The organism is Actinomyces lilanjuaniae (assembly GCF_003606385.1).
GTDB lineage: Bacteria > Actinomycetota > Actinomycetes > Actinomycetales > Actinomycetaceae > Actinomyces > Actinomyces lilanjuaniae.
This window is the reverse complement of record NZ_CP032514.1, coordinates 504,636-522,425: the sequence shown is the minus strand read 5'-3', so window position 1 is coordinate 522,425 and position 17,790 is coordinate 504,636. Positions and strand designations below refer to the sequence as shown.

At 72.6% G+C, this 17,790-nt stretch carries 22 protein-coding genes; 5 read left to right on the top strand and 17 right to left on the bottom strand.

Annotation, left to right across the window (positions count from 1 at the left end):
• Positions 1-7 precede the first annotated feature (7 nt).
• Both D5R93_RS02280 and D5R93_RS02275 read left to right on the top strand, forming a co-directional pair.
• On the top strand, positions 8-1,768 hold the full coding sequence (locus D5R93_RS02280) for a type IV secretory system conjugative DNA transfer family protein (RefSeq protein WP_120203587.1): 1,761 nt from the start codon (positions 8-10) through the stop codon (positions 1,766-1,768).
• Positions 1,765-2,508 carry a hypothetical protein gene (locus tag D5R93_RS02275; RefSeq protein WP_120203585.1) on the top strand — a complete coding sequence of 248 codons (744 nt, stop codon included), beginning with the start codon at positions 1,765-1,767 and terminating at the stop codon, positions 2,506-2,508. The genes D5R93_RS02280 and D5R93_RS02275 overlap by 4 nt, the downstream gene beginning before the upstream one ends.
• 9 nt (positions 2,509-2,517) lie before the next feature.
• Here the strand turns inward: D5R93_RS02275 and D5R93_RS02270 are convergent, their stop codons facing one another.
• Genes D5R93_RS02270 through mobF form a run of 3 tightly spaced genes read right to left on the bottom strand, consistent with a single transcriptional unit; the run spans position 2,518 to position 6,876 of the window.
• Positions 2,518-4,182 (bottom strand): C-terminal helicase domain-containing protein, encoded by a 1,665-nt coding sequence (locus tag D5R93_RS02270; protein ID WP_162933779.1) that lies wholly within the window; start codon positions 4,180-4,182, stop codon positions 2,518-2,520.
• Positions 4,125-4,364, bottom strand: coding sequence for a hypothetical protein (locus D5R93_RS13075; RefSeq protein ID WP_162933778.1), 240 nt, complete (start codon positions 4,362-4,364; stop codon positions 4,125-4,127). The genes D5R93_RS02270 and D5R93_RS13075 overlap by 58 nt, the downstream gene beginning before the upstream one ends.
• Positions 4,327-6,876 carry a MobF family relaxase gene (mobF, locus tag D5R93_RS02265; RefSeq protein WP_243107012.1) on the bottom strand — a complete coding sequence of 850 codons (2,550 nt, stop codon included), beginning with the start codon at positions 6,874-6,876 and terminating at the stop codon, positions 4,327-4,329. Before mobF ends, D5R93_RS13075 begins: the two co-directional genes overlap by 38 nt.
• Positions 6,877-7,035: 159 nt before the next feature.
• On the opposite strand from mobF, the gene D5R93_RS13070 reads away from it, so the two are divergent.
• Complete coding sequence (locus D5R93_RS13070) at positions 7,036-7,518, top strand: hypothetical protein (RefSeq protein WP_162933776.1); 483 nt, start codon at positions 7,036-7,038, stop codon at positions 7,516-7,518.
• 713 nt (positions 7,519-8,231) lie between these two features.
• On the opposite strand, the gene D5R93_RS02255 is transcribed toward D5R93_RS13070, so the two are convergent.
• From D5R93_RS02255 to D5R93_RS02190, 14 genes are all read right to left on the bottom strand, one after another.
• A complete protein-coding gene (locus tag D5R93_RS02255; RefSeq protein WP_120203575.1) occupies positions 8,232-9,353 on the bottom strand; it encodes a helix-turn-helix domain-containing protein in 1,122 nt (373 codons plus the stop codon).
• Between the two features lie 148 nt (positions 9,354-9,501).
• Entirely contained in the window at positions 9,502-10,647 is a 1,146-nt protein-coding gene (locus D5R93_RS02250; protein ID WP_120203573.1) for a hypothetical protein, read from the bottom strand.
• Between the two features lie 30 nt (positions 10,648-10,677).
• The gene (locus D5R93_RS02245; protein WP_120203570.1) at positions 10,678-10,977 is read right to left on the bottom strand and encodes a hypothetical protein; all 300 of its coding nucleotides are present in this window, start codon (positions 10,975-10,977) and stop codon (positions 10,678-10,680) included.
• Between the two features lie 624 nt (positions 10,978-11,601).
• Positions 11,602-12,432, bottom strand: coding sequence for a tyrosine-type recombinase/integrase (locus D5R93_RS02235; protein WP_120203565.1), 831 nt, complete (start codon positions 12,430-12,432; stop codon positions 11,602-11,604).
• Between the two features lie 269 nt (positions 12,433-12,701).
• Positions 12,702-13,073, bottom strand: a complete 372-nt coding sequence (locus tag D5R93_RS02230) for a hypothetical protein (RefSeq protein WP_120203562.1) — start codon at positions 13,071-13,073, stop codon at positions 12,702-12,704.
• The gene (locus tag D5R93_RS02225; RefSeq protein WP_120203559.1) at positions 13,070-13,210 is read right to left on the bottom strand and encodes a ParA family protein; all 141 of its coding nucleotides are present in this window, start codon (positions 13,208-13,210) and stop codon (positions 13,070-13,072) included. The genes D5R93_RS02230 and D5R93_RS02225 overlap by 4 nt, the downstream gene beginning before the upstream one ends.
• Positions 13,207-13,596: a hypothetical protein gene (locus D5R93_RS02220; RefSeq protein ID WP_120203556.1), complete on the bottom strand. Its 390-nt coding sequence runs from the start codon at positions 13,594-13,596 to the stop codon at positions 13,207-13,209. Before D5R93_RS02220 ends, D5R93_RS02225 begins: the two co-directional genes overlap by 4 nt.
• Positions 13,593-14,378 (bottom strand): DUF2786 domain-containing protein, encoded by a 786-nt coding sequence (locus D5R93_RS02215; protein ID WP_120203554.1) that lies wholly within the window; start codon positions 14,376-14,378, stop codon positions 13,593-13,595. The genes D5R93_RS02220 and D5R93_RS02215 overlap by 4 nt, the downstream gene beginning before the upstream one ends.
• Positions 14,378-14,905: a hypothetical protein gene (locus D5R93_RS02210; protein ID WP_120203551.1), complete on the bottom strand. Its 528-nt coding sequence runs from the start codon at positions 14,903-14,905 to the stop codon at positions 14,378-14,380. The genes D5R93_RS02215 and D5R93_RS02210 overlap by 1 nt, the downstream gene beginning before the upstream one ends.
• Before the next feature lie 125 nt (positions 14,906-15,030).
• Entirely contained in the window at positions 15,031-15,405 is a 375-nt protein-coding gene (locus tag D5R93_RS02205) for a hypothetical protein (RefSeq protein WP_120203548.1), read from the bottom strand.
• Positions 15,402-15,638, bottom strand: a complete 237-nt coding sequence (locus D5R93_RS13065; RefSeq protein WP_162933774.1) for a hypothetical protein — start codon at positions 15,636-15,638, stop codon at positions 15,402-15,404. Before D5R93_RS13065 ends, D5R93_RS02205 begins: the two co-directional genes overlap by 4 nt.
• A complete protein-coding gene (locus tag D5R93_RS02200; protein ID WP_120203545.1) occupies positions 15,635-15,931 on the bottom strand; it encodes a hypothetical protein in 297 nt (98 codons plus the stop codon). The genes D5R93_RS13065 and D5R93_RS02200 overlap by 4 nt, the downstream gene beginning before the upstream one ends.
• On the bottom strand, positions 15,928-16,206 hold the full coding sequence (locus D5R93_RS02195) for a hypothetical protein (protein WP_120203543.1): 279 nt from the start codon (positions 16,204-16,206) through the stop codon (positions 15,928-15,930). Before D5R93_RS02195 ends, D5R93_RS02200 begins: the two co-directional genes overlap by 4 nt.
• Before the next feature lie 142 nt (positions 16,207-16,348).
• Entirely contained in the window at positions 16,349-16,738 is a 390-nt protein-coding gene (locus D5R93_RS02190) for a helix-turn-helix domain-containing protein (RefSeq protein WP_147392873.1), read from the bottom strand.
• A 76-nt stretch (positions 16,739-16,814) separates the two neighbouring features.
• Here D5R93_RS02190 and D5R93_RS02185 point away from each other — a divergent pair, with 76 nt between their 5' ends.
• The gene (locus D5R93_RS02185) at positions 16,815-17,306 is read left to right on the top strand and encodes a helix-turn-helix domain-containing protein (RefSeq protein ID WP_120203541.1); all 492 of its coding nucleotides are present in this window, start codon (positions 16,815-16,817) and stop codon (positions 17,304-17,306) included.
• A gap of 190 nt (positions 17,307-17,496) precedes the next feature.
• Positions 17,497-17,790 (top strand): type VII secretion target, encoded by a 294-nt coding sequence (locus D5R93_RS02180; protein ID WP_120203538.1) that lies wholly within the window; start codon positions 17,497-17,499, stop codon positions 17,788-17,790.

Sequence of the window (17,790 nt, the reverse complement as noted above, 5' to 3'; positions counted from 1 at the left end):
GCGTGGGATGGGGCACGACCAGGGGCTGGACGCCGCGCTGTGGTGCGCGGCGGTGGGGGCGGAGGCACTGGCGGCCTGCGCCGCCGCCCTGCGGGTGACAGGAGTAGCCTATGAGGGGACTGCCGGGGTGGTCCTGGCCATGCGTGAGGCCCCGCGGGGCACGTGGCTGCTGGCGGCCACGGTCCTGGTGCTGCTCCTGGCAGCCACCGGGGCCGCGGCTGCCGGCCTGCGCCGCCTGCTGCGCCCGTCGGGGCGCGCCAGCGCCTCCCGGGCCGCCGGCTTCCGCGACATGCGCGAGAGGAGGGCGGTGGGACGGGCCAGGGAGATCCTGGGCGACTCCCTGCCGGACCAGGCGGGCAGGGCGGCCGGCAGGGAGCTGGTCCGCTACATGGGCGACCACGACGGCGACGGCGCCCTGTGGGGGCAGTACGAGGACCCGGAGACCACCTACGCGGTGACCCGCAGCGGCAAGACCCGGTCCCTGGTCACCCGCCGGGTCCTGGAGGCCCCCGGCGCGGTGCTGGCCACCTCCACCAAGCCCGACGGCCTGGCCCTGACCTGGCTGGCCCGCCAGGAGACCACCGGGGCGCGCACGTGGGCGTTCGACCCGATGGGCCAGGCGGTCGGCCCGCTGCCGGTGAGGTGGAACCCGGTGCTGGGCTGTGAGGACTTCAATATAGCCCGTGAGCGTGGCCGGGCGTTCGCGCTGGGAGCCACCACCCGGGCCGGGTCGGGCAACACGAGGTGGTTCGTCGAGCGCGGCGCGCAGATCCTGGGCTACCTCTTCCACGCCGCGGCGGCGGCCGGGGTGGACATCGACGCGGTCCACCGGTGGGTCTCGCGCCCCAGCGAGGCGGTGGAGGTCCTGGACTCCCTGGGCACGCGCAGCTCGCAGATGATGGTCTCCGCGCTGCGCGACCTCATGATCGACATGGCCGCTGAGACCAGCTCGGGGTTCAAGGGCACCATGCAGGGAGCCCTGGAGCCGGTGATGATCGACAGCGTCCTGGAGGCGCTCACGCCCCCGCGCGAGACGTCCTTCGACGCGGTCGAGTTCCTGGGCTCCAGGGACGTGATGTGGGTGCTCTCCCCGGAGAGCGAGGGAGCGGTGGCTTCGGTGACGACCATGCTCGTCGACCACGTGGTGGCCACAGCCCGCAGGAGGAGTGACACGCTGCCCGGGGGCAGGCTCACTCCCCCGCTGTCCCTGGTGCTGGACGAGGCAGCCAACATCGCCCCGCTGCCCGACCTGGACTCCCTCTACTCCGAGGGGGCCGGCCGGGGCATCTTCGTCTCAGCGTTCTTCCAGGACGAGGCCCAGGTCGAGAAGCGGTGGGGCCGGACGGTGGCAAGGGTGGTCTACCAGCAGTCCCGGGCCGTCTACGTCCTGGGAGGCTCCAAGGACAGTGGGTGGAACAGGCGTGTCGCCGACCTGTCCCCGGAGTACGAGGAGGCCCGCACCTCCTGGTCGTCAGGCCGGTCGGGCACCTCGACCTCCACCCACACCGAGCGCCGCCACGTGCTGCGCGAGGCCGACGTCGCCGCCCTGCCGCCGGGACGGGCGGTCCTGGCTGCCGCCGGCCACCCGGCCACCGTCGTCAGTCTCCCCGACATCAAGCGCGATAGGCGGTGGGGCAGGAGGGCCGAGGCCGGCCAGAGGATCTACGACGACCACCTGCGCCAGCTGCAGCAGGCCGGCTCCCCCGCCCGGCGCGAGGCCCTGCGCCAGCAGATGACCGGGTGGATGGACACCGAGGACCACCAGTGACCGGCAGGGACAGCGAGGTCAGGGACGACGAGGACGCAGAGGGCGTGGACGGGCGCGTCGCCGGGCTGGAGGAGCAGGTCGGCAAGCTGGCGAGCCTGGTCGCCGACCTCGCCGGGAAGGGGGGCAGCCCAGCGGGGCCGGCACCGTCCCCGTCGGTGTGGCGGCAGCGGGCCTTCAACCCGCTGGAGGTCTCGGACCCGGCCCGGCGCCTGGACGCCTGGGAGAGGCTGTACGCGTTCGTGGAGCTGGTCAACGCCACGTTCGGTGCCCAGCGCACCGAGGCCGGCACAGCGCCCCTGTACGTGCGCGCAGGCTGGTGGGACAGCCCCCTGGCGGTCATGCACCTGGCAGCGCTGTGCGAGGCGTGGGCGGAGGCCTCGTTCACCGACGGCGAGCCTCTTGCCGGTGGCCACGACATGCTGTGGCTCCTGCTGGAGCGGGCCGTGCCCGTCCTGGAGCTGGTGTGCGGGCGCAGCGAGGAGGCCACGCGGTGGAGCCAGCAGCACAGGCCCACCTGGTCGCTGGAGCCGCCGTCCCTGCTCGCGCGGCGGGAGAGGACACGGCGGGCCAGCTTCGAGGTGTTCCTCGCCCAGGACGCGCCGGTGCCTGCGAGGACGGCCTTCGCCTGCCGCATGGAGGCGGAGCTGAACCCGCCCGACCGCCTGGCCGGGCTGGCCTCGGCGGAGGAGGAGTGGGAGCCGGCCGAGGAGGAGTGGCCACCAGCCGAGGAGGAGCTGTAGCGGCCTGGCCTACAGCCTCGGCCCTCCGGGCGTGCTGCGTGGCGGGCGGGTGGTGGGCCGCTGGGTGGTGGAGCGCTGCTGCTGGCTGCGGGCCTGCTCGCGCTGCTCGCTCAGCGCCCGCCGGGCGCGGCGCAGCGCCTCGCTGGTGGCCTGCCTGCGCCGGGCGGCTGCCTGTCTGCTCCCGGGGGATGCTGCCTGCCCGTCGGGGTCGTCCTTGTGCTGGTGGCGGGCCAGAGCACGGGCCAGCTGGTGGACGCCCGCGTCGTGGGGGGTCGTGCCGTTCTCGGCTGTGAGCTCCAGCGGGTAGTGGCCGCCGACGTGGTTGGCCGCCCGCCAGGTGGCGACCTCACCGACGGCGCGCTGCCACTGCCGGGTGGTGACCTCCTGGGGACGGGTGAGGCCCTGCGCCCACCCTGCGGTGCCCAGCGCGTCGCGCCCGGCCTGGGTGACGGCCTCGTCCAGGCGCTGCCTCTGGGCTACCAGGGCGTCCCTCCAGGTGGAGGGGGTGCGCCGGTCCCCGATGGCGGCTGTGGGTGCCGCCCACTGGGTCAGCCCCTCCCCGACCCCGGTCTCGTGCCCTGCGTCCTGCCTGCTGGTGGGAGCCCTGCGCCAGCGGCGGCGGGCCTGCTCCTCGGACACCTCACGGGCGACCACGGCGGCGGCCCGGGCGGACCGGTCGACGTGCCTCATGGCGTCGCGGATGTCGACGGGGCGCCCGTCGAGGTGGGAGACCTCCCACCTCTGGGCGTCCTCCGCGCGGCGGTGGCCGGGGTCCATGGCGGCTCGGGTGTCACGCTCGGCGAGCATCTGGCTGACGGCCTGGTCGGCGCCCGCGTCAGGCTCGCGGGCGGGACTGTCGACGGCGTGGGCGAAGGACTCCCCTACCGCCTCCCTGATGCGCTGGGAGAGCTCGGTGTCGGTGAGGTCGCCGTAGGGGCGGTGGGTCCACGCCGGGGCGGGCTCGCTGCCGCCGACGTCAGCAGGCTGGGCGCTGTGGCGGGCCTGGGCGCGGCCGGCGGCGGCCTGGGCCTGTCTGCCCGCCCGGTCGGCCAGCCCGGTCAGGGCCTGGTCGTCGAGGTCGGACAGGGGCCCGTGGTGGTCTGGGTCGAGCACGGTGGGGTGCTGGTCCGACCACTGGTCGATCCTGGTGGCGATCTCGGCGGCAGGGTCCTCGGGCCTGCCGATACCGGTGGTGAGGTCGCGCAGCAGCGTGTCCACGTCCACCCCGGCGGCCTCGAGCCCGGTGAGCCGCCCGACGACGTCGGGGAACTGCTGCGAGGCGGTGGCGCGCCCGGCGGCCGGGGGGATGTGTCTGCCACGGACGAGGTCGTCGAGGTGGCGGCTCCACCGGATCCGGTCGGCGGTGGTGGCCAGGTCGGCGTAGATGTCGCGCATACGGACGGGGTCGGCCGCAGCGCGGGCCTCCCGGGCGGCCGCGTCGAGGACGGTGACGTTGTCGGCTGTCCGGGAGGCAATGGTGTCAAGGACGTCGGTGGTGGTCTGGTCGTCCTCGACCACGAGCCAGGCGGTGTTGCGCAGGCGCCCGCGCGTGAGGGCGACGTAGGCGGTGGAGCGGTCAACCGAGGCATCCAGGACAGCGTGGGCGGTGTCCACGGTCACGCCCTGGCTGCGGTGGACGGTGGCAGCGTAGCCGAGCTGGACGTTGTCGGCCACGTAGCGCGGGTCCAGCTCGACCACGGAGCGGTCGGGGCGACCACCTCCAGGGAGCCGTCCTCACCGACGGAGGTGACGGTGAACAGGTCCCCGTTACGCACGAAGCCGTCCCGCCCGTAGGGGTTGGAGGGTCGTTGAGACGGGTCAGCACCGTGTCCCGAGACGGATGAGGTGGCCGTCACGGGTGAGGACCTCGGTGCCAGCCGGGGTGGTCTCACCCGCGGCGGCCCGGGCCGAGGATATCTGGTCGTTGAGCTCGGCGACGCGTTCGGTGGTGGAGGCGATGATGATGGACCGTCTGCCGGCCTCGGTGTCTGCGCCCCAGGCCCTGAGGGCCTCGGTGAGGACCTCCTGCTCGCCGCCGGAGCGGACCCGGTCGTTGTCCTGGTACCAGGTGAAGGCGTCACGCTCCGGCCCGGAGCGCAGGGCCAGGGAGGCCTCGGCCTCCTGGGGGTCGCGGAACCGCCACACGGTGTCGAGCTCGACGCCGTCACCGGTGGCGGTGTGGAGCAGGTCGAAGGCCCCTCCAGCGTCCACCGCGGAGAGCTGGGCGGGGTCACCGACCATGCGTACCACGGCGCCGGCCTCCAGGGCGCGACGGGTCACCGCGGCCAGGGTGAGGTTGTCGACCATGCCGGCCTCGTCCACGAGCACCACGTCACCGGGGCCGACAGCCGTCCACCCCTCGGCGGACAGCCACCTGTGGGCGGTCATGGCCTCCACGCCCAGGGAGCAGCCGAGCTCACGGGCCGCTACCGCCGAGGGGGCGAGGCCGACCAGTGCGCCACCCTGCTCGGTGACCGCGTCGGCGAGGTGGCGCACCGCCCGCGTCTTGCCTGCCCCGGCCGGCCCGACCACGGTGACCACGGCCCTGGGGGACAGTGCCATCGCCTCGATGGCACGGACCTTGTCGGCGCCGAGATCCTCCCCCGCCTCGGTGAGGACCCGATCCAGCGTGGCACGTGACACCGGTGGGACGACCTCGCGCTCGGCGGCGTCGAGCAGCTCGTTCTCCCGGTCGATGACGGTGGTGGAGGTGTAGCGCCACATGTCGGGGTGGTCGTAGACGCTGACGCCGTCGGCGTCTGCTCGCGCCCTGTGGAGCACGGGCTCGGGGTGGGACAGGCGCACCATCTCAGGGTCCTCCAGCACGCGCGCGGTGACGAGGTCGATGCGGTCCCCGTCGCAGCCGTGGCCACCGGTCGCGGCGGCCAGCTGGCGGGCTGCCTCGGCCTGGACGTGGCGGCGCGTCCAGGTGGACCGGCGCTCCTCCAGGCCGGTGAGCACGCGCAGGGCCAGCGTCGCGTCGTCCACCGGCTCCGCGACGGCAGGCGCCACAGGAGTGGTGTGGCGTACGTGGCTGGCCAGGCGCTGCCACCAGCCCGGCCGCTCCCCCGCCGCAGCGGCCTCGGTCCTGGCACGCTCGGCTCGCTGGGCGTCCAGGTCGGCGGCGGTGAACCGGGCCGACGTCCTGGCGCGCCACTCCTGGACACGATCGGGCAGCGGCCGGTGCTGCTTGGACTGCCTGGTCTCCAGCGTGGCCTGCTGCGCCAGGCGCATCACGGTACGACGGCCCGGCTCGCGCCCGTGGGTCGTCCGGTACTCGGCTGTGAGCTCCTCCAGGCGGCTGACGATGCTGGCCCTGCGCGTGGAGAACTGCTCGATCAGGTCCTCGGGCACCAGGTCGATCTCCATCTTGGTGGCCTGCGAGCCACCGCCACGCTGCTCGAAGGTGACACCGAGGTCCCTGGTCAGGCGCGTCATGAGCGCGTTGTCGTACCGCGTCGAGGCAGCCACGGTGGCCCGGTAGAGGGCCTTGGAGTCAATGGTGCGCCACACCCCCTTCGGCCTGCCAGTCCGCAGGTCTTTGCCCCCGAAGGGGATGAAGACCTTGTTCGACACGACCAGGTGGTCGTGGAGCTGGGGGTCGCCAGCGCGCGAGTCGTGGTGGCGAAAACGGGCGGCCAGGACGCCGTCCACCTGTACTCGGCGCACACCGTTGCGCCCAGCCCGGGAGCCGATCACGTCAGCCTCAAGGTAGCCCAGCGTGTCCCTGACCGCGCCGGTGTGCGCCTCCTCGATACGCCTCTGGAGGTCCCTGTCACCCAGCGCCCACATCACCGACACGGACTTGGGCACGCTGAAGGTCAGGTCGAACCCGGCCACAGCCTGCGCGCCAGCCCTGGTCTGGGTGGTCAGGAACCTGCGCAGCTCGCCGTCGTCAACAGGCTCACGGCTGCGGTCGGCCACGAACATGTCGTGGGCGACACGACGTCGGATACGGGCGAGCTCCCTGCGGCCGGGCTCGGCACCGTCGTTGTCGTTCCTGAAGTCACGTACTGCCTCGTTGACGGCGTCAGTGAACTGCCTCTGGAGGGTGGCACCGTAGACCCCGTAGGGGTTGCCCAGCAGGAGCCTCCTCTCGTCGACAACGCCGCCCTTCGCCTCCCGGATGGTCTCGGCGTCTGGACGCTTGCCCTGCCCGAACAGGTCACGCATCTGCTGCTCGGTGACCTCGCCACTGACACCGAAGTGGCGGTAGATCTCGCTGCCCTCCCACACGCCGGCTGGCGCGCCTGTCTGGAGGTAGTAGTCACCGAGCTCCTGCCTGTGCTGCCTGCGCTCGTCGTCGGATGCGACCTCACGGGTGTAGTACTCATACCCGTCCCCCGCGCTGATGCGGTGGATGGTCATCACGCGCGAAGAGTAGCGTACCGGCCAGCTAGGTGTCAATGATGCCAGATGTGTGAGAGAACAATCCTCCGACAACCAGAGGTTGGAGGAGGATTGAGGACGTCTAGGGGGACTACCCTGGGTGGGAGACATGGTGGTGCCAGGAGGTAGGCTGGAAGCATGGGTGAGACTGAGCAGGCTGCTGGGCAGACTAAGGACGCTTACGGTACTGGTGAGGCGCTACCAGAGAAGAGAAGAGGTCGGTCGGGCAGGTCGGGACGGCGTCAGGCGCACGCCGCGCGGTCGCGCGCCGACGCTCGCCGCGCAATCGCCGCGCGTACAAGCGCCCTCTCTGCGCTGTCGTCGCGCATGCGGCGGGTCCGCCATGCGCGCGAGACCGCCCACGCCAGGCGCGACGCCAGGGTCAGCAATGCAGTGGAACGGGCCGACGCAGAGCTGGCGAGACGACTCGGCGCGCTCGACGACGAGGAGACCACTATCGTCACCGAGGCCCTTGCCCTGGAGGGGGCTACCAGCAAGGAGGTCGCGCTGTGGCTGGAGATGTCCTCCCGGGCAGTCAACAAGGCAAGGAGAGAGCAGGCAGGCCAGGCAGAAGAGAAGGACGTCGCCGAGGATGACGGTCACCTGTCAGATGCCGGGTGACCACGACGAGCCAGCACGGCGACGGCCAGCAGCCAGGGCGTGACAGCAGGGAGGCTGTGCACAGGCCCCGCTCCCCCACCGTGACGCAGTCGCGCCAGGGTGGGCCGGGGCCTGTGTGCAGGCGGACCACCCTCCTCATGGTGTCGATGGGCTGGTAGAAGGGGCTGTGGGCAGGCCGCGAGCCCCGGTCAGGCGCCAGCCTGGCGGGCGCGCAGGACTGTCCACAGCCCCGGTCGGGTCCCGCTGTCCACCTGTGCGTCGCCGCCGGCCCCGGCGGCAGCCGGCGGCGTCCACAGGTGGGCAGGGGGCTCACCTGGCCCCGCGGTCGAGGAGGGCGTCGAGGGACTGGCTCGTGGTCACCCGGCATCTGACAGGTGACCATCCTCCTCGGTCCCGCTCTCCTCGGCGTGGCCCAGCGTCGTGCCCGCTGTGTACCTGCTGAGTACGCGGGTCCGTGTGCAACCGTCGTCGACGGTCAGCCACGGCTTCGCGTACTCCGCCATGGTCCTCCCTGGGACAAGGAAAATCAGCCCGCGCCTGGCGGCGACGAGCTGATCATGATGGCACCAGTGTGCCTCTATCCCCGCGCACGCGCGGCCCGCCTGGGCGGCTGAGGCGCCTCAAACCAAGTCAGAGACTGTGCAACACCATAGAAAGGTGATCAAATGACTGCGTACGCAACCTCGTGCTGTGGAAGGGCACGGTCCCGGCGATCAGCCTCGTGACCAGGGCGTGGTCAGCGCCGCCCGCGCGAACGCCAGGCGGTCCTGGGCTGCTTCCTCGGCGCTGGTGGTGCCGTGAGGGGCGGGGCTCCGGCGCTGGTCTCCTACGGGGTGCACGACTTCGGGTCGGGTGTGAGGGGTGGTGGGGTGGTGAGTGGTCCGGGGCTGGTGGTGAACCGGTGTCCGGCCAGGAGGACGGCGACGGCGCGCAGGGTGGCTGGGGGGTGTCGGGGGCAGGACGGGCACGTCCCCCTGCTGGTGGGTCTCGGTCAGGGCGCGGGTGGCACGGACCCACTCCTGCCACATGTCCCAGACCTCCTGGGTGGCGCCGTGGTTGATGAGGGACCGGCCGGACTCCCACCAGCGGACGGTGTCGGTGGACACGGCCAGGTGGTGGGCGAGGCTGGCCTGGTCCAGGCCCATGGTGGTGCGCAGGGCGCGCAGGACGGGGCCGGGCAGGCGGTCGGCCGCCAGGACGGCGGCGTGCTCGGCCTCCCACCGGTCCCGGGCGGCGGACCAGGAGTCCAGGAACCGGGTCTGGACGGCCTGGCCGCGCGCGTGGTCGCGGTGGCCCGTCCCGGCGGCGGCTGCCGCGTGGTCGGCGGCGCGCTCGGCCGCGCGGGCGGCACGGCCGCCGCTCTCGCGCTGGATGTAGGCGACGCGGGTCAGCAGGGTCGAGCGCGGGTCGGCCCGGGTGGTCGCGTCCAGCGCCCCGGCCTGGTCGCAGCGGGTCACCTCGCGGGCCTGCGCCCTGCTGAGCAGGGCCGGGTAGCTGGCGGGCGGCAGCCAGCCCGCCCAGGCGCGCGCTCCCTTGTCGTCGGGTCGGCTCACGGGCTCCTCCTGTCTGTCGTCTGGTGGCCAGGGTACCCACCCTCCTGGGGCCACGGGCTGCCGGCAGCAGGGGCAGAGCGCGCCGTCGCGGCGGTGCGCCCCCTCCTCCAGGCGCTCCCGTGCCTCGTCGGCCACTCGGGCCGCCCACTCCTCAGGATCCTCGCCTCTCGCCGGGCGAGGGCCGCACTCGACGAGCGTGGTCTCCTGCCACGGCCTCTCGGCCTGGGCCATCATGATCCGACCCCTGCGCGCCTCCATCCGGGCTACCGTCGTCGCGCTCATTTCTCTGTCCTCCTGTGGTAGGTCACGTATAGTGGTGGCTGCCCCTGTGGTAGGGGCCGGTGGCCGAGGGGTACGAGCCCTCGGCCACCACCGCGCCCGGGCGGGGACCCACACCCCGCGGTGTGGCTGCTGCCGGGCTGCACTGGTGTCAGGCGCCGTGGGCCTGCTGGTGGCGGAACCGCTGCGTGGCCGCGGGGCGTGCTCCCTGGGCGGCGTCCCAGGCAGCCTGGCGAGCGGTCTCCAGGCCGACGGACAGGGTGTCCACCGCCTGGGTGAGGCTGGCCTGGGGGACGCCCAGGACCAGGGCGGCCGCCCGCGCGTCGCTGATCCGGGTGGGGTCGGGCTGGGTGGCCAGGTCGGGGGACACGCCGGTCACCCAGGCGTCCTCCGCCAGCCGGTCGGGACTGGCCTGCCCTGAGCGCAGCGCGGCGGTGAGGGGGCCGCCAGCCCGCACAGTGACGGGGCCGCCGTCGCCGGGGGCGGTCAGGGTCACCGCGGTCTCGGTGGAGGGCCCGTCCCAGCTGGGGTGGAGCTGGACTGACAGGCTGCCGTCCTCCAGGAGGACGGGGTCCTCCACGGCGATGCCACCCATGCCCGGCAGGCTGGCCAGGGTCTCCATGGCCGGCTCCAGCGCCCGCCGGGCCACGTCGGCGGGCGTGGAGGTGGCGTCACGCACCGCCTGGGCGACTACCTCGCGGGCCTGGTCGGGGGTCATGGACGTGCCCTGGGGGTGCCCGTCGCCCTCGATGCGCACTACCACGTCCTCGTCCTGGCCCTCGCTGGTGGTGAGACTCACCCTCACCCCGGGGGCGGTCCCGTCCGGGCCGGCCCAGGCGGGCAGGTTGACGTCCATGCGGGCCTGTCGGGTCTGGGGGTCCCAGGTCACCACGGCCTCCGCCGGGTCCAGCCCGGTCGGGGCCAGGCCCCGCAGCCTGTCCACCACCGGGCCGGCTGCGGCCAGGGAGGCGGCGTGGTCGGCCCAGGCCGCGGCCAGGTCGTCCCCGAAGCTCTGCAGGCTGCTGGACCGGGCTGGGTGGCCCACGACGCTCCAGGCCACCTCCTGGGCGGCCTGGTCCCAGTCCGCGACCACGTCGCCCTCCCAGGCGGCCTCCCCCTCCACAGCGGTCAGCCCCTGGGGCCGCTGCGGCAGGGGCACCAGGGACCTGACCGCCTGCCGGGCCTGCTCGGGTAGCCCCTCGGCCACCGCCGTCTCCACGCCCGCGTCGGTCGTCTCCACCACCGCCGGCCCCGCCGGCGAGGTCAGGTACAGGCGGCTTGCGCTCTCAGTGCTCATGGCTAGTTCCTCTCGTGGTAGGGCTGGTGGTCAGGCTGCGGCGGGCTGGCCCGGGTGGTGGCCCGCGCCCTGGCAGACCTCGGCGTAGGTGGCGTGGGCGACGGGCTGGCCCACGGCCTGGCGGATGGCGCCCAGGGCCAGGCCGCGGGAGCGGCGGGTCTCGGCCACCAGGGTGCCGTCAGCGGCGACGACCACCCCCCGGGCGGGGTCACCCACCATGCGGGCGGTCTGCGCCCACCTGGCCAGGTCGGCGGCGTCACGGGGGTCTCCCCCGGCGTGGCGCATCCACGCCTCGGCCCGGGCGGTGAAGTAGGGGTGGACAGCAGTCATGGGTGTGGGTCCTTTCTGACCTCGGGGCTGGTGGGAGCCTGTCTCCCGTGCCCTGATGACTCAATACTACCTCACGATGATCGTGAGTAGCAATAAGGTCTTATAGTGATACTTGTCACATCTATGTGTGGTTTGATCCGTGCTGCTCCTCGGTCCCGTCGCCGTGGGCCAGGCCCGGAAGACACGTACCCGCGCCCGTCGGCGCAATGCCGTGCAGGTGAGCGTCCTGTCGGCCTGAGAGCAGCATTTTGGTGGGCGTTCCTCCGGATAGTGCACCTGCTCGTAACTGCGCCGTCACGGGCGGGTAGGGTGGTGGTGCCTTCTCCGGCGCCCTCCCCCGGAACACCCAGTGTCCTTGCCGGGGAGGAAGGGGGCCAGGGAGGAGGTGGGGGCCGTGCCCAGACCGGTAGGCAGGCACGCCAGAGTCAGCAGGGACAGGGTAACGGCCCGGCAGGTGAGCGAAATCATTAACGCGATCGCTCGCCTGGTCCGGGCCGTTGGTGTCCTTGTTGACGCCCTCGGCAGGCTGCTCAGCTGAGCCGCCAGCCTCGGGGACCTGCCCGGCTGCAACCCGGGTGGGTCCCCACCATTATGCGCCACGGTCGGCAGGGACGTCAACGGGGCTCAGGTGAGCCCTCTCAGCGCCTGCTGCTGCTGGGTGGGGGTGACGGCCAGGTATCGGGCGGTGGTGGCCAGGGAGGCGTGTCGCATGAGGGTCTGGACGACGCGGCAGTCGGCGCCGCCTGCGAGGAGCTCGGTGGCGAAAAAGTGGCGCAGCTGGTGGGCCGTCGCCCGGACTCCGGCACTCCTCAGCGCCCGGCCGACAGCACTGCTGACGGACTTGCCGGTCACCGGCTCACCGGGGGTCGTCGGAGAGGGGAACCAGTAGCCACGCTCCGGCCGGTGGGCGGCCTCCTGGGCGACGCGGGGGTGCAGGGGCAGGGTGTCGGTGCGGCCGCCTTTTCCGGTGACGGTGAGGGTGCCCGCGTCGGTGTCGATGTCCTCGCCTCTGATCCTGGCGATCTCGTGGACGCGCAGGCCCTGGTAGGCGGCCAGGAGGACCTTGGTGCGTGTGTCGGGGTGGAGCGGGCTGGTGAGGAGGTGGTCGAGCTGGGAGCGGGTGAGGGGGCGTGGGCGGCCAGCGGGCATGCGAGGCCGGGCCACGGCCTGGGTGGGGTCGTCGCTGCGGCGTCCGGTGCGGACCAGCCACCTGGACCAGGCGCGCAGGACGGAGTAGCGGGCGTAACGCGTCCCCCGGGAGGGGGACGAGGCGAGAAACGCTTCAATATCCGATGAGGTTATTGTCTCGGGGCTGGTTCCTGCTGTCCTGGAGGCCTGGCGGACCGTGCGGGCACGCTCGGCGACCGTCCGATCCGCTAGGCCCTGGGCGCGCATGGAGGTGACCCAGGCGTCAACGGGCAGGTGCTGAGGTGAGCTGTCAGTGGTTGTTCCCATGTGGGATTCCTGCGCGGTCGGCCTCGGGCAGGAGCGGGAACAGCGGACGGAGGCGGGTCGGCACCCCTGCCTGGCCGTATGCGGCTGCTGGCGGACGGGCCAGTCAAGGGAGGATAGTCCTCTCGTCCCCGCGTCTTCTGACTGGTCTAGAGCCTGTCCGGGGCGTGACGCCCTGCGCCAGGGCGTAGGCGAGGAGCTCCTCCTCAGACAGGCGGGTCAGCACGGTGCGCCGCGCGTACGGGGCAGGACGGTACCGCCCCAGCTCCGGGTCATGCCCCGGTTCGGGGGTGGCTGTTTGGAATCGCGCCTGGCGGGGTCGGCGTCAGCCTCCCGCCGTGGTGGTGCTCGGCGACGGCCACGGCCTCCTCGATGAGCCCGGCCACCCAGGAGCCGAAACTGGGGTAGGGGCCCGGGTCGGCGGCCTGGAGCCTCCAGGCGGAGCGCGCCCGCCCCAGGAGGTCAGGGTCGATACGGATCGTCAGCTTCGCCACACTGCTGCCAGCACCGCCGGCCCTGCCAGCACTGCTGGCACTGCTGCCTCTCCTGCTGTTGCTGGTGTCTGCGGTGAGGGCGGCGGGGTCGGGGCCGGTGGCCTTGGGCAGGCTGGCCGGGGTCCTGCGGGTGGGTGGCTGTGGCCTCACGGCGCCGTCACCGTCCCGACGAGCTCACGTGCCACTGCGTCGAGGATGCTGGTGGCGTTGGCCTGGGGGTCGGAGTCCACTACCAGCACCCTCAGGCCCGCGACTGTGAGGCGGTGGGCGAGGTTGACGGTGGTCACAGTTGTCCTTCCTTTTCTTGGAGTCCGTGGGTGTAGCCGTCCTGGTAGGCGCGGCGGACGGTGCGGGCGGCGCGCTGGAGGGCGCGGAGGGCCTGCTGCCGCTCGGTGTCGAGGGTGCGGCGCAGGCGGCTGACCTCGTGGTAGGCGGCCTCTAGGGTGGTGTCGTGGGCGGGGTCGTCTCGGGTGGCCTGCTGGTCGAGGTCGCGGATCATCTCGGTGAGGTGGTCGATCTCGTCGAGGAGGTGGTCGACGTAGACGTCGGCGTGGTCGGCGAGGTCCTGCCTGGCTTGCCACCGCTGGTAGACGTCACCCGCCCGGTAGTAGGCGTCCAGGGCGGTCCTGGCCTGGTCGATGACCGGGTCGGGCGTGATCCTGTGCGGGGTCATGGTGTGGCTCCCGCCTGGATCTGGTGGGTGGCCTGGGTGCCTACCTGGGGGTTGTGGGGGGTGCCGAGGCCTGAGGCGTGGCCGTCGGTGTGCCCGGCGTGGTGGGCCCAGGCGCTGGTGGGGGTGGCGGTGCCTGGTCGCAGGTTGAGGGTGGCGAGGTGGTCCTGGACTTGCTGGGCGCGGTCTCGGACCACCAGGGCGGTGGTGGGGGTGCCGTCGGGGCTGGTGGTGTCCTGCTCGTGGATGGCCTGCTGGCGGGCGGTACGGACGCGGTCGGCCACGGCGTGGGCGTAGCCGAGGACGTAGCCGTTGCGCCAGGTCAGGCGCCCTGCGCGGTCGAGGTCGCGGTAGGCCTGGGCGTGGTCGTGTCTCCAGGTGGCCCAGTCCAGGGCGGTCTGGGTGGTCAGGGTGGTCAGGAGGGGTATGAGCCAGTCCAGGTCGGAGCCGAGGCCGACCACGTGGACTAAGACGCACGGCCGCTGGTCCGGTGGGGGCCAGCGGCGGTGGTCGGTGTACCAGGTGGCCGCGCCGGCGGCGGTGGCCACGTGGTGCATGGCGTGGGCCTGGGCCAGGGAGGGGGTGCTGCGCCCTCCTGGGACCGTGATGGTCCGGGTGGTGACGTCCTCGGTCCGGGAGGTGTGGGGGTCGAGGCCGGTGATGGAGTGGCGGGCCATGAGGACCGCGGCCCTGTGGGAGGCGGTCTGCCTCTCAGAGGGGCTGGCGGCCGGGTCGGCGGCCAGGGCCAGCAGGTGGCGCACCCGCTCCGGGACGCTGGAGGCCATCACGCCACCTCCCTGGTCACGGCGTCGATGAGCACCTGGGCGAGGCGGGCTGCCTCGGCCCGGGTGAGCGGGGTCGTGGGCGTGTGAGACGCGACTACGTAGTAGGTGGTCGGGCTCCCCCAGCCCCTGGTCAGGGCCTGGACAGTGATCCCGTTGACGTCGGCGACAGGGCCGACAGTGACGCCCTCGGCGGGGACGGCCCGGGCGCCACCGGGGTCCAGGGTGGCCAGGACGGTGCCGTCGGCGGGGTCGAGCACCGTCAGGGGGCGCGTGTCGTGCTCCTCCTGCTGTTGCGGAGGGGTGGGCCGCCTGCCGGGTCCTGTGGTGCGCGGACGCGGGCCGGGGTGGTCCGTCCGTCCCGCGGGGCCTGTGGGACGGGCCGGGCGGGCGCGCCGACCCAGGAGGGCGTCGGCCCGGCCCTGCTGGTAGGCGTGGCGGGCGGTGGTACGCAGGAGGCGGATGGTGCGCAGCTGGCAGGCCTCGGGGTCCTGATCGGGGCCGGGGCCGGTGGGTGTGGTAGTGTCCATTCTGGTTCCTCTCTTTCCTTCTTGGTTATCTGGATGGCTGGGGACCGTGGCCCGGTGGGAGATGCGGTCTCCTGCCGGGCCTTCTCCTGTCCTGCCGTCCTGGGACTGTGTGGCTGTCGTGGTCGTCACAGGGCCTCCCCCAGGACCGTCGTGATCCGCCTGGGGAGGTCGGCTGTCCAGGTCTCCTCCAGCAGGTGGCTGATCTGGGTGAGGGCGTCGCGGAGGCGGTCGACCTCTCCCAGGAGGGCGTGGATGTCCTCGGGTGCGTGGGAGATGAGCTCGGCGTCGTCGTGGGCACTGGGGCTGGTCCAGGTGGCGGCATGCTCGTCCTCCCAGTCCGGGATCATCTGCTCGGGGCCGGTGCCGACCATGGCCACGGGCCAGGTCCCGGCTGAGACCAGGTGGGTGACGGTGTCGTGGTCCCAGGGGCCGGGGGTGGCTGCGTCCAGCCTGCGGCGGACGGGCGCCAGGTCCGCCGGCGCGGCGGTTGTGAGTGTCATGCGGTGTCTCCTTGCTGGTAGCTGGCTGGCAGGAGGTCGTAGATGCTGGTCTGGCCGCGGATGAGGCGGCTGTAGGTGTAGTGGTGGGGACCATCACCCAGGTCGAGGGTGACGTCCTCGCCCCGGTCCCTGTGCATCGCCCTGTGCCGACCCACACCCCGGGGATGGTGGGCGCGCTGGCAGCGGCGGCACCAGCAGGACCGGGCAGGATCCCCGCCGCGGCCGGCCGTCATGTCAGCCGTCCTCCCTTCATCTGGTGGCGAGCGTGGCGCACGCGCTCACGCCACGCCTCGTGCTTGCAGACCCGGCAGTCACGCTCCAGGGTGATGCCGCGCCCCTCACGGCGGCGGTCGCGCACCCTCACCCGGGCCGTGGCCACGGTCCAGGTGTGGCCGTGCGCGCAGGTCGGGGATCCTCCTGCCTCGTCCAGGCGCTCCAGCAGCTCGTGAGCCACGGGTGCGGGTACCACCACTGAGGAGGCTCCCGGTGGTATCAGCCCCACCAGGCTGCCGACGCCGGGGGTCACTGGTCCTCCCCCGCGGAGCAGTGCCGGGCAGGGTGCCCGGGGACAGGCCTGCCAGTGCCGTCGGCGACCAGGACGCCGGGTGCGGTGGACCCCAGCGTCAGCACCCCTGCACGGACGGTGCTGGCAGTGGTGGCACTGCCAGCAGGAGCGACTGCGCCAGCACGGTCGGCGGTGCTGGCAGTGGTGGCGCCACGGAGGCCGCGCAGCCGGTGGCGCACGAGCACCTCGGCGTGCTCGGCGGCCGCGACGAGGCGGGTGAGGAGCCGGGCCAGCACGCCCGCCAGTCTCGGCAGGCCCAGCCGACGCAGCTGCGGACTTTTAATCCGAAGGTCGTGGGTGCGAACCCCACAGGGGTACTCAGGGCCGGGTGGCCGCGACCTGCCCCCAGCCAGACCCCCTCAACATCACTCCTCGTGATCACTCCTGGTGGGGTAGCTGCGACTCCTCGCCGACATCGCCCCACTGGCGCGACGCGGCGTGCTCCGGGCGGTCCCCGACAGTTCGAGCAGCCCGAGGCTGCGCCTGGGCACCATGCGTCTGCGGGTCCGCGCCCCGGCTGCGAAGGCGACGCTCGGCCTCGCGGATTATCTCTGAGCTCTGAAGCTCCAGCACCTCCGCGATCACTGCCAGCTCACCGACCGTCGGCGCAGGACCCTCTGCCCGAAAGATAATGCCGACCCGGTTGAGCGACATCCCTGCCTCGCGGGCCAGCCGACGCTGCGAGACCCCGGCGGCCTTCTGGCGGGCAGCCAGGATGTCGATCACCTCGCGATCAAGCGGTTCCAGCGGCTTAGGCTTCCTTGGCACGTCACAAGAGTACCAACGCCTGCACCAACGTCGGGCACACATTGACTTTGACCCTAAATAGGCCCAAAATAACGCCATGACATGGACCCCGCTTCGGTATATCTTCGACGAGGCGGTCTCCGCCGAGGTCCGCTCCCAAGCGCACCGGACAGGTCTGAGCGCGGAGGATCTCAGCGTCGTCACCGGCCTGAGCCTGGTCACCGTCCAGGATGGGCTCAGCGGTCAGGTCCCCTTCTCGGTCAGCGAGCTCAGCAAGATTGCTGCACCGCTGGGGGTCAGCGCCTCCGAGATCATCGCCCGGGCCGAGCGCGTCGTGGCGGCGCAGGGCAACCGGCACCACACCACTCCCACGCACCCGGTCCCCGCCACTGAGGAGAGCACTGAGGAGAGTCCGCGCCACGCCGCACCCGCCCCGCGCGCCACGGCCCGCACCACAGGACCGTCCGACGACCAGGCGCCGTTGGGCGCGGAGGCCCTTGACGAGTTCCTCGCCCATATTGACCGTCAGCTCAGCGAGACCATCCAGCACCGCCACGGCTCTCCGAGCCCCGACCAGGGTGACACGTGAGGAGTCACCAGCCAGGCTCCGTGGTGCCGTACTCACCTAACTGATCACGGCACGGCGGAGTCGGAACGGTAGTAAGACCCTCGAGCGAGACCGTCTCTTTACACACCCTGTGAGCGCTACTACCGTGAAGACAGTCGCGCCCCAAACCATACAGTCCTACACAGCCCCCAGCACCACGCAGGAGCCCACCGTGTCAGACCTGTCCCTCGACCCTGACATCCTCAACAGCCTGGCGGCTCGGGTCGACATGACCGCCGACGACCTGGACTCCGTGACCTTCACCAGTCCTGCGGACCTCGGCCCCTCCACCGGGGCCGTCTCCGGTGCGCTCCAGAAACTGGGCTCCCGGGTGACCAGCGCCGCGAGCAGCGCCCGCTCCACCGCGACCAGCATGCGCTCCGCCGCACGCCAGTTCACCGACACCGACGAGGCCGTCGCCCAGGGAGCGCACTCGATCGAGGTCGGCGGGGCAGGGAGGATCTGA